The 13592-nt window shown below is 37.5% G+C and carries 10 protein-coding genes; all 10 read left to right on the plus strand.

All coding sequences use genetic code 11. The features are described 5' to 3' along the window. The first annotated feature begins 279 nt into the window (after positions 1-279). Genes JKA74_RS01575 through cyoE form a run of 10 tightly spaced genes read left to right on the plus strand, consistent with a single transcriptional unit; the run spans position 280 to position 13592 of the window. Positions 280-1557, plus strand: a complete 1278-nt coding sequence (locus tag JKA74_RS01575; RefSeq protein WP_201429397.1) for a c-type cytochrome — start codon at positions 280-282, stop codon at positions 1555-1557. Positions 1558-1593: 36 nt separating this feature from the next. Beyond that, entirely contained in the window at positions 1594-4701 is a 3108-nt protein-coding gene (locus tag JKA74_RS01580) for a TAT-variant-translocated molybdopterin oxidoreductase (protein ID WP_201429398.1), read from the plus strand. Between the two features lie 18 nt (positions 4702-4719). Next, positions 4720-6093: an NrfD/PsrC family molybdoenzyme membrane anchor subunit gene (nrfD, locus tag JKA74_RS01585; protein WP_201429399.1), complete on the plus strand. Its 1374-nt coding sequence runs from the start codon at positions 4720-4722 to the stop codon at positions 6091-6093. Positions 6094-6095: 2 nt separating this feature from the next. Further along, positions 6096-6623, plus strand: a complete 528-nt coding sequence (locus JKA74_RS01590; RefSeq protein WP_201429400.1) for a DUF3341 domain-containing protein — start codon at positions 6096-6098, stop codon at positions 6621-6623. A 10-nt stretch (positions 6624-6633) separates the two neighbouring features. Further along, positions 6634-7272 carry a c-type cytochrome gene (locus JKA74_RS01595; RefSeq protein WP_201429401.1) on the plus strand — a complete coding sequence of 213 codons (639 nt, stop codon included), beginning with the start codon at positions 6634-6636 and terminating at the stop codon, positions 7270-7272. Between the two features lie 28 nt (positions 7273-7300). After that, positions 7301-8662 carry a quinol:cytochrome C oxidoreductase gene (locus JKA74_RS01600; protein WP_201429402.1) on the plus strand — a complete coding sequence of 454 codons (1362 nt, stop codon included), beginning with the start codon at positions 7301-7303 and terminating at the stop codon, positions 8660-8662. 24 nt (positions 8663-8686) lie between these two features. After that, the gene (locus tag JKA74_RS01605; RefSeq protein WP_201429403.1) at positions 8687-9745 is read left to right on the plus strand and encodes a cytochrome c oxidase subunit II; all 1059 of its coding nucleotides are present in this window, start codon (positions 8687-8689) and stop codon (positions 9743-9745) included. An 11-nt stretch (positions 9746-9756) separates the two neighbouring features. Then, positions 9757-11628 (plus strand): cytochrome c oxidase subunit I, encoded by a 1872-nt coding sequence (locus JKA74_RS01610; RefSeq protein WP_201429404.1) that lies wholly within the window; start codon positions 9757-9759, stop codon positions 11626-11628. After that, complete coding sequence (locus JKA74_RS01615; RefSeq protein WP_201429405.1) at positions 11606-12703, plus strand: COX15/CtaA family protein; 1098 nt, start codon at positions 11606-11608, stop codon at positions 12701-12703. The genes JKA74_RS01610 and JKA74_RS01615 overlap by 23 nt, the downstream gene beginning before the upstream one ends. Next, positions 12690-13592, plus strand: a complete 903-nt coding sequence (gene cyoE, locus JKA74_RS01620) for a heme o synthase (RefSeq protein ID WP_201429406.1) — start codon at positions 12690-12692, stop codon at positions 13590-13592. The genes JKA74_RS01615 and cyoE overlap by 14 nt, the downstream gene beginning before the upstream one ends.

Raw genomic sequence — 13592 nt, forward strand, 5'->3', positions numbered from 1 at the left:
AACCAAAATGGCTCTAAAAAGCTGTTTTATGGATCATTTTAATTTGTTCTGGATAAAAACTGAGAAATAATTATTTATAATTATTCTAAATTGCTAATACAGCTTCAGAGGTATTCATCAATAAAGTGCTATAAAACAGAATTTTAGGCTATAACTAAAAAGAGCAAGTAATAATACCCGAAAATAGTATTTAAAATGTATTTGAAATAAAAACTACGGGTGGTAGATTTGTGCTGTCTTAATTATTAGTATTCTTATATGCTAAATGAACAAATAAATATGTCATTAAAAAAGTATATCACTCGCTTATCCTTCATAGCTTTATTCTTAGTGGGTCTTTTATCCTTAAGTACAGGTAATCTGGCTTTTTCACAAGCATCTGAAATACCTACTGAGGAAGAAGCCATAACAAACGGTAAAACACTCTTCGAAAGTAATTGTACAGTTTGTCACGCAGTACATGAGAAAGTAGTAGGGCCTGCACTTATTAATGTGTACGAAAGAAGAGAGCTGCCATGGTTGATAAGTTTCATTAAAAATTCTCAGAAAGTTATTCAGGGAGGAGACGAATATGCTGTTAACCTTTACAATGAGTATGGTAAAGCAGTTATGCCTAGCTTTGACTATTTCTCGGATGATGAAATCAAGAACATTTTAGCCTATGTTAAAAATGAATCTGAAAATCCTCCGGTGGAGGAATCAGCAGTTGCTGCCGGAGATGGTTCAGGTGTTGCAGGTGGAAGCGGTGGAGGAATCCCATCAGAATATCTTAACTTAATCATCATTGGTTTTGTAGTTGTTCTCGTTTTAATTTTGGTGGTTTTAGTGCTGATTATTTCAGTATTGAAAAAATTCATCAATCAAAAGGAAGATCTTGATCCGAATGAAAAAGAGTATGCCAATCAGAAGTTTGAAATTGGTAAACTGGTTAAGAGTAATGGTTTTTTATTCTTTGTAATATTTATATTCACCGCAGTAGTAGCTAAAACAGTAATAGATGGACTTTATACTGTTGGTGTACAGCAAGGATATCAGCCTACACAGCCTATAGCCTTCTCTCACGAAATTCATGCTGGTCAGTTCAATATTGAATGTCAATATTGTCATACCGGTGTAATGATCAGTAAAAGTGCCAACATACCTTCTGCTAATATTTGTATGAATTGTCATACGGTTATCAAAACTGAATCCAAGGAAATAGCTAAAATTTACGAAGCAATTGATTATAATCCTGAAACTGCAGAATATGGTACTAATGTAAAGTCTATTGAATGGGTAAGAGTACACAACCTGCCTGATTTAGCTTATTTCAATCACTCACAGCACGTTAATGTGGCCGGTTTGGAATGTCAGACTTGCCATGGCCCAATTGAAGAGATGGCTGTTGTAAAACAATGGAGTACATTAACGATGGGTTGGTGCATCAATTGTCACAGAGAAACCAATGTTAACTCCAAAGGAAATGATTATTATGATGACTTAATAAAAGCACATGACGGTGAGCCGTTGAAAGTAGTGGATATCGGGGGCTTGGAATGCTCTAAATGTCACTATTAATATATAATTTAAAAATCTATTTCATTAATCATAGATATGAGTAAGCATCAAAAAACATATTGGAAAGGAACAGAACAATTAACAAATGATCCTTCATTTGTTAAGAACGCTGAAAAGGAATTTCCTGAATATTTACCAATCAACTCCAATAAGGATTCTGAAGGGGGAACTTCAAGAAGAGATTTCTTGAAAATGATGGGTTTTGGCGTAGCAGCAGCCTCCTTAGCCGCTTGTGAAGCTCCCATTCGTAAAGCTATTCCTTATCTTAACAAACCAGTAGATGTTGATCCTGGTGTTCCTAATTACTACGCTTCAACCTATTCGGAAGCTGGGGAGTATGCCAGTATAGTGGTAAAAACACGAGAGGGACGACCTATTAAAATTGAAGGTAACCGCCAGTCACCTATCACACAAGGTGGTGTGAGTGCTCAGGTGGAGGCCTCTGTTTTATCCTTATATGATAAGGAAAGGTTAAATGGTCCTTTGAAAGATGGCAATAGTACTGAATGGTCTGTTGTTGACAAAGAAGTAACTGAGCAATTGAATGCAATAAGTGCAAATGGCGGACAAATCAGAATTGTTTCCAACACTGTCAACAGCCCTTCTACCTTAAGAGTGATTAATGAATTTGCTAATAAGTTCGGCAATACCCAGCATATCATGTATGATGCAGTTTCTGCACAAGGTATGATAAAAGCCAATGAGTCTATGTTTGGTGTAAGTGGTATCCCATCGTATGATTTTAGCAAAGCCAAAACAATTGTGAGTATTGGTGCTGATTTCCTTGGAACATGGATGTCAACAATAGAATTTTCTAAACAATACAGCAAGGGTAGAAAAGTGACAAGTGATAAGAGGGATATGTCCCGTCACTATCACTTCGAATCCAATTTATCTTTAACAGGAGCAAATGCTGATTACAGAACTGCTATCAAGCCATCTCAGGAAGGATTGGTAGTTGCAGCACTATACAATGAAGTAGCTAAATTCACAGGTACACCTAATGTAAATGCTGCTAAAGTTGATGTTAAAAATATTGCTAAAGCGGCTAAAGATTTAGTAGCGGCTCAAGGCAAGTCATTGGTGGTTTCAGGTTCGAATGATGCCGACATTCAAATGTTGGTGAATGGCATCAATAATATGCTGGGCAACTATGGTACTACACTAAACCTCAATAAAGTTTCTAATTACAGAAAAGGAAACGAGCAGGATTTAGTGAATTTAGTAAAAGAAGCTAATGCAGGAAGTATTGCCGCAATAGTTTTTTATAATGCCAATCCTGTTTATGATTCCGGTATGGGATCAGAAATAATGAAGGCACTTAAGAAAGTTAATTTAACTGTTGCTACAAACGACAGGAAAGATGAAACTGCTAGCCTTGTTAAGTATGTAGCACCGGATCACCATTACTTGGAATCATGGAATGATGCTGAGCCTAAACAAGGTGAATTAAGTCTTGCACAGCCGGCCATTTCTCCATTGTTCAACACAAGACAAGCTCAGGACAGCTTCTTGAAGTGGAGTGGGAATAACAGTTCATATTACGATTTCCTAAGAAGAAACTGGGAATCTAATTATTTTGCTTCTCAGGAGCCAACTTTCGATATTTTCTGGGATAGAACTTTATTTAACGGAGTGCTTAGCACAGAAACAGCTGGTCAGGAAGTCAGTATGAATGCAGACGTTGATTTTTCATCAGCTGCCTACCGCATCAATCAGAATTATAAAGCCAAAAATGATGGCTTAGAGTTAGTACTTTACCTGAAAGGTTCTATTGGAACCGGACATCATGCCAACAACCCATGGTTACAGGAATTACCAGATCCAATTACTAAAGCAACCTGGGATAACTATGCTACTATTTCCCAAAAAATGGCTAATGAGTTAGGTATTAAAATGTTTGAGGGTAAAACTTCAATGATTAATATGACCATTAATGGCCAGGCTATAAAAATTCCTGCTGTAGTTCAGCCGGGACAAGCAGATGGTACTGTTGGAATAGCCTTAGGTTATGGTAGAGTATTAGCAGGAAAAGTAGGGAACGGTATTGGTATAGATGCTTATCCTTTTGTAAATTATGTTAACGGAACCCAATCGTTATCGATTACTAAAGGTGTTTCTATAGATGGTGTTGGTGAGTCATTCCAGTTGGCTCAAACTCAGACCCATCAAACCTTCATGGGGCGTGAAACAGTTATTCAGGAAGCCCTATTAGAAGATTATAAGAAAAAAGATTGGGAGAGGGATTTTCAGCCTCATATCGCTACCAGTAAAGGGAAAGTAGCTCCTTCAAAGTTAACGCTTTGGAATGGGCACAAATATAACAACCACCATTGGGGAATGGCAATTGACCTTAACTCTTGTACAGGTTGTGCAGCTTGTACTGTTGCTTGTCAGTCGGAAAACAATATTCCGGTTGTAGGTAAAGCTGAGGTAGCTATGAGAAGGGATATGCAGTGGATGCGTATTGACAGATATTATAGCTCAGATGCTAATCCTGAGGATTTAAAAGGTTTGGAACAAGCTGCGGAAAACCCTGAAGTTGTTTTTCAACCAATGCTATGTCAGCATTGTAATAACGCACCTTGCGAAACGGTTTGCCCCGTAGCTGCCACAACGCATAGTTCAGAAGGCCTGAATCAAATGACTTATAACAGATGTGTTGGTACAAGATATTGTGCAAACAACTGTCCGTATAAAGTGAGACGATTTAACTGGTTCAAATATCACGATAACGAGAAATTTGACAAAAACTCTTCCATGAATAACACATTGGGTAAAATGGTATTGAACCCTGATGTTACAGTACGTTCCCGTGGGGTAATGGAAAAATGTACCATGTGTGTACAGCGTATTCAGGCAGGTAAATTACAGGCTAAGAAAGAGAAGAGAAAGATGAATGACGATGATGTAACTACAGCTTGTGCCAGTGCATGTCCTTCAGATGCCATTATGTTTGGTGATTTAAATAATCCTGAATCTTCAATTTCAAAATACTTAAAATTGGAACAGGTAAATAATGAACCAATCAAAGAGGTAAATAATGAGAGAGCTTACCATGTGTTGGAAGAATTAAGGGTTGCCCCGAATATCTGGTACATGACTAAGATCAGGAATAAAGATAAAGTAAATAAAGAAGCTTAATTAATTAACAATAGCAATATGGATGTCACTTCACCTGTAAGAGAGGTACTAGTAACAGGAAATAAAACTTATCATGATGTATCTCATGATATATGTAGGCATGTGGAAGCAAAGCCTAACCCTAGATGGATGGGCGCTATGGTGCTTTCATTAGGGGCTTTATTTGTTGGAGGTTATGCTTTAGCCATTACCCTTTGGGATGGTATCGGCATGTGGGGATTAAATAAAACTGTAGGCTGGGCCTGGGATATCACTAACTTCGTTTGGTGGGTAGGTATTGGTCACGCAGGTACTTTGATTTCTGCAGTATTATTATTGTTCCGTCAAAAGTGGAGAACATCCATTAACAGGGCGGCAGAGGCGATGACTATTTTCGCTGTAATCTGTGCTTTGTTATTCCCTTTAATCCACACAGGAAGGCCCTGGTTGAGTTTCTACTGGTTTGTTCCAATTCCCAATACCTGGGGGTCTTTGTGGGTGAATTTTCACTCGCCTTTGCTTTGGGATTTCTTTGCTATTAGTACTTACTTTACTGTATCATTAGTATTCTGGTATATCGGTTTAATTCCTGATTTTGCCACTATACGTGATAGAGCAACCAATAAAATTTCAAAGGCCATATACGGGGCTTTAAGTTTTGGTTGGGATGGGGCAGCAAAAACATGGCAGCGATACGAAACTGTATCTTTGGTTTTAGCAGGCCTGGCCACACCTTTAGTACTTTCTGTACACACTATTGTATCAATGGACTTTGCCACCTCTGTAATTCCTGGTTGGCATACTACTATTTTTCCTCCTTACTTCGTTGCAGGAGCTATTTTCTCCGGATTTGCCATGGTACTGACATTAATGTTGGTTACCAGGAAAGTTTATAAGTTGGAGGATTATATTACCATTAACCATATTGAGTTGATGAACATCATCATTATGATTACCGGATCTATAGTGGGTGTTGCTTATATTACCGAATTATTTATGGCCTGGTATTCAGGAGTTCAATATGAACAATATGCGTTTTTAAACCGGGCAACAGGACCTTACTGGTGGGCATATTGGGCTATGATGACTTGTAACGTAATCTCCCCACAACTCTTCTGGTTTAAGAAAATCAGAACCAGTTTATGGGCTACTTTTATACTGTCCATTATTGTGAACATTGGGATGTGGTTTGAACGTTTTGTAATTATAGTAACCTCTTTGCACAGGGATTATTTACCATCAAGTTGGGCAATGTTTAGCCCTACTATATATGATATGGGTATTTATCTCTTCAGTTTTGGTTTATTCTTTACTTTGTTTTTCTCTTTCGCTAAGTTTTTCCCGGTGATCAACATGGCAGAAGTGAAGGCAGTATTGAAATCTAGTTCAGGTGAAATTTCAAATAAGAAATAAAAATGGAAAGTGGTAAAAACTTTGTCGTAGGGATTTTTGATGATGAGAGTATCTTATTAAGTGCTATCAAGAAAATCCGCGGAAATGATGTTAAAATACATGAATGCTATACTCCTTATCCGGTTCACGGTTTGGATGATGAGCTAGGATATAAAAGATCAAGAATTTCAATTGCTGCTTTTGTATTCGGACTAACAGGTACATCATTGGCTTTTTTGATGATGATTTATATGATGGGAATTGACTGGCCAATGATAATTGGAGGTAAGGATCATATAGCTATACCTTCTTTTATTCCTGTTGCTTTTGAGGTAACAGTGTTACTTGCTGCATTAGGTATGGTGGCTACTTTCTTTGTCATCAGTAATTTAAAGCCTTACGGAAAACCGGTTACTTTTGACATCCGAAGCACTGATGACAAACATGTAATGGCTATTGATTTGGCTAAAAACAGTAAGAACACCAAGGAATTAAGCACTTTATTAATGGAATCAGGTGCGTCTGAAGTAAACGAAAAATCATTTAATTGAATCAAGCAAAATGTTAAAATTCAATAACTATAAAATAATTTCAATTCCTGTGCTTGCCTTTGTATTGACTTCATGTGGAGCAGGCAAGGATGATCCCGGTACTGAATTTGCACCCAATATGTATCATGCAGTTCCTTATGAGCCCTTGATTCAAATCACTGATAAAAGTGAAGGTGATTGGGTCGTTTCAGATGAGGATGAATATGGAGAATATTACAGTTCAAATCCTAATAATCCGTTTGAAATGAATATGAGGCTACCTGCTGAAAACTCTGTGCCTCGTTCAAGAAATGGAATGATTCCATACAGGCTTCACAAAGATAGTGTAGATTTGGCTGCAAGAACATTAGAAAACCCTTTCCCTGCTGAAGACGCAGTGATAGCGGAAGGGAAGGTTTTATATACTAAGTATTGTACCCACTGTCACGGTGAAAATGGTGGTGGCTCTATGGATGAGACGGCTTTAGTGGGACAAGCTTTAAAAGGAGTGCCTGCTTATAATTCTGGTGCGACATCACAATTATCCGGAGGACATATTTTTCATGTGATCACACATGGAATTCGCAGAATGGGGCCTCATGGCTCTCAAGTTCAGCAAGAGGACAGATGGAAGATTGTTCGATATGTTGAAACTTTACAGAAACAATAAATAGAAACAGTTTATAAGATTATAAATCATGGCTGAAGAACAATTTCAATTTACAGCGAAAGCAAAAAAAATCCTTTCTATTCTTGCAATTGTAGGTGTAGTATTACTAGGGCTAGGCATATTTACAGCCTCTAATACTGATCATCATGCCACAATTGATGATCCGGATGCTACTATGCATAATGCCCCTATAGTAGTGGATGATCTGGAAGATGCGCATGCAACTGAGGATATTGATCAGGATCATTTTGGTGAACCTGAGCATGCTGAGGAAGCTCATGGAGATGGACATGCTACATGGCTAAAGAGAATTTTTGCCAATTTGTGGATTAACAATATGTATTTTTTAGGGATTGCTTTATTAGGAGTATTCTTTGTAGCAATTCAATACGTTTCCCAGGCTGGTTGGTCAGCATCACTTATTAGAATTCCATTGGCATTTGGTAGTTATTTGCCTATTGCAGGAATTTTAACATTAATCATCTTTCTTGTTGGAGGTCATGATATTTTCCATTGGACCCATAGTTATCTAATGGACCCCAATGACCCAAGATATGATGAAATCATTGCTGGAAAGGAAGCTTACCTTAATACGCCATTTTTCATTGCCAGAATGATAGTTTATTTCGTTGGCTGGTACATCATTTTCCGTTTCATCAGGAAAAGGTCTTTGGAAGAAGATATTAATGGTGGAAATAATTACTTCTTTAAGTTAAGAGGAATTTCAGCTGTATTTATTGTTTTCTTTGCAGTAACATCTTCTACTTCAGCATGGGATTGGATATTATCGATTGATACACACTGGTTCTCCACTATGTTTGGCTGGTATGTATTTGCCAGCTGGTGGGTTACTGCTTTAGCGGCAATTACATTAATAACTGTTATTTTAAAGGAAAATGGTTATTTAAAAATAGTTACCACAGGCGTATTGCACGATTTAGGTAAATTTGTATTTGCTTTCTCTATTTTCTGGACTTATATATGGTTCTCCCAGTTTATGTTGATTTACTATTCCAACATTCCTGAAGAGACAGTTTATTTCATAGAGAGGCTTTCAAGTGATCATTATAGCACGGTGTTTTTTGTTAATTTAATTTTAAACTTTTTCTTCCCCTTTCTGGTTTTCATGCCTAGGGATTCAAAGCGACACACTGTGTTTTTGAAGATTGTGACTATCATAGTTTTGATCGGACATTGGTTTGATTTCTACTTAATGATTACACCAGCTGTATTAGCGGAAAATGGTGGATTCGGGCTTCTGGAAATAGGGATGGCCATGATATTTGGTGTAGGGTTCCTTTTTGTAGCACTTACCAGCCTTGCTAAACATCCATTAGTGGCTAAAAACCATCCGATGTTGGAAGAGTCTAAACATCATCACGTATTTTAATTTATTAAAAGTAATAACTAGTATATGTTTAATTTAGCTATAGTATTAGGTGTAGTGCTTTTGTTGGCGATATTGTTTCTGATCTTCAGAATTTCATCGCTAATCAGTGTTGCCAAAGGTGGGGATTCAGGTAAAGTGGATAAGGGTTCCAACAGGATAAATGGAGCCATGTTCATGATTTTCCTGGTTGTAATGGGTTTTTTATTCTTTTGGTATTCTTTTAAGGATTTTGAAAACTATAATTTGCCTGTTGCTTCAGAGCATGGAAGCGAATACGAATTTATGTTCTGGGTAACAATGGCCGTAACGGGAGTAATATTTGTATTAACGCAAATATTATTGTTTTACTTCTCCTGGAAGTACCAATACAAAGAAGATTCCAGAGCGCTGTTTTACCCTGAGAATAACAAATTAGAAGTTATTTGGACTTTTGTTCCGGCCATTGTATTGGCCATCCTGGTTTTTACAGGTTGGAGAGTTTGGACTGATGTAACGGCTCCGGCCCCAGAAAACACCAATAATATAGAAATAATGGGTTACCAGTTTGCATGGGCAGTAAGATACCCTGGGGTTGATGGCGAATTAGGTAATAGTGACTATAGAGTGGTTGATGCCACAAATGCTTTTGGTATTGATTTTAGTGATAAAGCTGCTTATGATGATTTTATCCCGAGAGAGATGCATATTCCGGTTGGAGAGCCTGTAACTTTCAATATCAGAGCGAGAGATGTTTTGCATAGTGTATTTGCACCTCACTTCAGATTGAAGATGGATGCAGTGCCAGGTATGCCTACTTCATTTACATTCACTGCCACCAAAACAACTGAGCAGATGAGGGAGGAATTAAACGACCCTGATTTCAATTATGAAATTGCTTGTACTGAAATTTGTGGAAAAGGCCATTTTTCCATGAAGTTGACAATGGTTGTGGATGAAACTGAAGATTATTTAAAATGGTACGCTGAACAAGAATCATTCTTGAAGAGAAATCCTGAATATTTGGCTAATGTGCCGGCTGATTTAAAAGAATTGGCAATGATGAAAACAGGAATCGATAACAAAGAGTTAGAAAAACAAAATTAAATAATAAAGTTATGTCAACAACGACAGAATTGAATATAGGACATGATGTTCACCATGATGAACATCATGACCACAAGCAAAGCTTTATCTCTAAATATATTTTTAGTACAGATCATAAAATGATTGCCAAGCAATACCTGGTTACAGGTATTTTTTGGGGGATTATAGGAGTTTTAATGTCTGTGCTGTTCCGTGTACAGCTGGGTTTTCCAGGTGCTAATTTGGAGTGGCTACGCCCCGTATTAGGTGGCTGGTTAACTGAAGCCGGAAAAATTGATCCTGAATTTTATTTGGCTTTGGTAACAATGCATGGTACCATTATGGTATTCTTTGTTCTTACCGCAGGCTTGAGTGGTACTTTTAGTAATTATTTAATACCTCTTCAAATAGGAGCCAGGGATATGGCTTCCGGTTTTATGAATATGTTATCTTACTGGTTTTTCTTTATTTCCAGTATTGTTATGTTATCATCAATATTTATCGAGTCAGGACCTGCTGCCGGTGGTTGGACAGTTTATCCTCCATTAAGTGCGTTGCCTCAGGCTATTCAAGGATCTCAACTTGGGATGACACTGTGGTTAGTGGCAATGGTATTTTTTATCGTATCTATATTATTAGGTGGTATTAATTATATTACTACGGTTATCAACCTTAGAACTGAGGGTATGACCTTCACCAGATTACCTCTGACAATCTGGTCATTTTTCCTAACAGCAGTTATTGGTTTGTTATCTTTCCCTGTACTATTTGCTGCAGCATTATTGCTGGTTTTCGACAGAAGTTTCGGTACATCGTTTTACTTATCTGATATTTATATAGGTGGTGAAGCTTTACCTAATATGGGGGGGAGCCCAATTTTGTACCAGCATTTATTCTGGTTCCTGGGACACCCTGAAGTGTATATTGTTTTGTTGCCTGCTTTGGGTATTACTTCTGAAATTATTGCTACCAATTCAAGAAAACCTATTTTTGGATATAGGGCCATGATTGGTTCTATGTTGGGAATTACGGTTCTTTCTTTCGTGGTATGGGCTCACCATATGTTTGTATCAGGCTTGAATCCATTCTTAGGATCAGTCTTTATGTTCCTGACATTAATTATAGCGGTACCATCAGCGGTTAAAGTGTTCAATTACATAACCACACTTTGGAAAGGAAATATCATCTTTACACCGGCTACATTATTTTCAATTGGTTTGGTTTCCTTCTTTATTTCAGGAGGTTTGACGGGTATTTTCTTAGGGAATTCAGTAATTGATATTCAATTGCATGATACTTACTTCGTTGTAGCTCACTTTCACCTTGTAATGGGTAGTTTATCTATCTTTGGTTTATTGGCAGGAATTTATCACTGGTTCCCAAAAATGTTCGGGCGAATGATGGATGCTAAATTAGGACATATTCACTTCTGGATGACTTTCATTGGTGTTTATCTGATTTTCTTCCCGATGCACTATATTGGTATTGCAGGCTTCCCAAGAAGATATTATTCATGGACTAATTTTGACGCTTTCAGTGGTTATACTGATTTGAATATGTTTGTGAGTATAGCTGCTTTCGTTACAGTGGCTGCACAGTTTATATTTCTGTTCAACTTCTTTTATAGCATGTACAGAGGTAAAAAAGCACCGCAAAATCCTTGGAATTCAAATACTTTGGAATGGACAGCGCCTATAGAGCCGGGACACGGTAACTGGGTGGGTGAAATTCCTAAAGTGTACAGATGGCCATATGATTATAGTAAGCCAGGTGCAAAGGATGATTTTATTCCTCAGCATGTTCCGTTATCTACTACTCCTGAGTCTAATCTTCCTCATGAGCAAGAGTTAGCTAAACAAGAACAGCTGAATACTTCGGCTCATGCAAAGACAACAGAATCTTAATAATGAGAAATATATAGGCAGCTACTATAGTAAACTGACAACAGTTACTCTGGTAGCTGTTTATCTTTTAATTCTTGCTGGCGGTATAGTGAGAAGTACAGGTTCTGGAATGGGCTGTCCGGATTGGCCCAAGTGCTTTGGAAGCTGGGTGCCTCCAACAGAGGTAGGCCAATTGCCGGAGGATTATCAGGAATTTTATGCAGATTACAGACATCAGAAGAATATAAAATTCGCGGAATATCTTGATTTCTTTGGATATGCTGACATAGGGGAAGCTATTTTGGCTGATGAATCTATCAAGGAGGAAGCTGAATTTAACAAGTATAAAACCTGGACTGAATATGTTAACAGATTATTAGGAGCACTTGTTGGATTTCTAATCATTCTATGCTTTATAGGGTCTATAAAATACTTTAGTACGAATAGAAAGCTTTTTTGGCTTTCATTTAGCAGTCTGATTTTGGTGCTAATTCAGGGGTGGATAGGATCTATTGTCGTTTCTACTAATTTGTTGTCATGGCTAATTACACTGCATATGATTCTGGCTTTGGTGATCCTGGCTGTACTAACGGCACTCTATTTTTATTCTGCGAATAAAGTTGCCCCGGGAAAAATAAAGCAATCGGGTAAATTAAAAGTGTTGTTGATTATAGGATTATTCTTTATGCTGTTGCAAATTGTTTTTGGCACCCAGGTGAGAGAGTCTTTAGATATGGTAGCGGAAAGATTGGGACAGAGTCAGCGGGATAGTTGGATAGCAGGATTGGGACTTCAGTTTTATATTCACAGGTCGTTTTCCATACTTATAGCCATTTATCACTTTTATCTGTTTTATGTGTTGTTACAATCGAACCCTAAGCATCAAAAATTGGTTTTTCATACCAAGGTTTTGATATCATTTATATTAATCGAAATACTCTCCGGGGCAGTAATGGCGTATTTTGGAGTCCCTTTTTGGGTTCAGCCTTTACATTTGGTTTTAGGGAGTTTGATTTTCGGATGGCAATTTTATTTATTGCTACAAGTATCATTTATGGATAAAAAAGTAAATACATCAGCTTATGCAATATCCTGAAACACAAAGTTTGGGTATCTCAGAAATATTAAGTACTTATTTGAAGGGTTTTTATACCTTATTGAAGCCAAGGCTAAGCTTCCTTGTAGCTTTTTCCTCAGCATTTGGGTACGTTTTGGGCTTCTCCGGTGGCTCTATTAATTGGATGGTTTTAACATTTCTGGCTTTTGGTGGATTTTTGGTTTCAGGTTCTGCTGTTACCATCAATCAGATTATTGAAGTAGAGCATGATAAGAAAATGGATAGAACCAAGAACAGGCCATTACCTACTGGCATGATCAGTAAAAATGAAGCTATTCTTTTTGCCATCATAACAGGTATTGCAGGACTGGGACTACTTTTGGTGTTTACAAATCTATTGACCACCTTACTATCACTACTATCTTTGTTGCTTTACAGCTTTGTATACACACCTCTCAAAAGAGTAGGGCCTATTGCAGTATTTGCCGGGGCCATACCAGGAGCTCTGCCTCCATTATTGGGTTGGGTAGCTGCAACTAACGGATTTAGTGTAGAGGCCTGGATTATCTTTGGTATACAATTTATCTGGCAATTCCCACATTTTTGGGCTATAGCCTGGGTAGCTGATGAAGACTATAAAAAAGCTGGATTTAAACTGTTACCTTCAGGGGGACAAAAGGATTTGAATACTGCTATTCAAATTATGATTTATACTTTGTTTTTAATTCCATTGGGTTTGCTACCTACTCTGTTTGGAATTACCGGAGTTACTTCAGCTTTGGTGGCCACTATTTGCGGTGTGTTATTTTTAAGTCAAACTTTCTATTTAATGAAAGAATGCAGTAAAGAAGCTGCATTAAAAATAATGTTTGGATCTTTTCTTTATTTACCGATAGTTCAGGTAGCTTATTTATTAGATAAAATTTAA

This window comes from Marivirga aurantiaca, assembly GCF_016679925.1.
Lineage (GTDB): Bacteria > Bacteroidota > Bacteroidia > Cytophagales > Cyclobacteriaceae > Marivirga > Marivirga aurantiaca.

What these genes read in the sequence shown, in the direction of transcription:
- JKA74_RS01595 (WP_201429401.1), top strand. Translation starts at nt 6,634, where the DNA reads ATGTTAAAATTCAATAACTATAAAATAATTTCAATTCCTGTGCTTGCC.
- nrfD (WP_201429399.1), top strand. Translation starts at nt 4,720, where the DNA reads ATGGATGTCACTTCACCTGTAAGAGAGGTACTAGTAACAGGAAATAAA.
- JKA74_RS01600 (WP_201429402.1), top strand. Translation starts at nt 7,301, where the DNA reads ATGGCTGAAGAACAATTTCAATTTACAGCGAAAGCAAAAAAAATCCTT.
- JKA74_RS01580 (WP_201429398.1), top strand. Translation starts at nt 1,594, where the DNA reads ATGAGTAAGCATCAAAAAACATATTGGAAAGGAACAGAACAATTAACA.
- JKA74_RS01610 (WP_201429404.1), top strand. Translation starts at nt 9,757, where the DNA reads ATGTCAACAACGACAGAATTGAATATAGGACATGATGTTCACCATGAT.
- JKA74_RS01590 (WP_201429400.1), top strand. Translation starts at nt 6,096, where the DNA reads ATGGAAAGTGGTAAAAACTTTGTCGTAGGGATTTTTGATGATGAGAGT.
- cyoE (WP_201429406.1), top strand. Translation starts at nt 12,690, where the DNA reads ATGCAATATCCTGAAACACAAAGTTTGGGTATCTCAGAAATATTAAGT.
- JKA74_RS01615 (WP_201429405.1), top strand. Translation starts at nt 11,606, where the DNA reads ATGCAAAGACAACAGAATCTTAATAATGAGAAATATATAGGCAGCTAC.
- JKA74_RS01575 (WP_201429397.1), top strand. Translation starts at nt 280, where the DNA reads ATGTCATTAAAAAAGTATATCACTCGCTTATCCTTCATAGCTTTATTC.
- JKA74_RS01605 (WP_201429403.1), top strand. Translation starts at nt 8,687, where the DNA reads ATGTTTAATTTAGCTATAGTATTAGGTGTAGTGCTTTTGTTGGCGATA.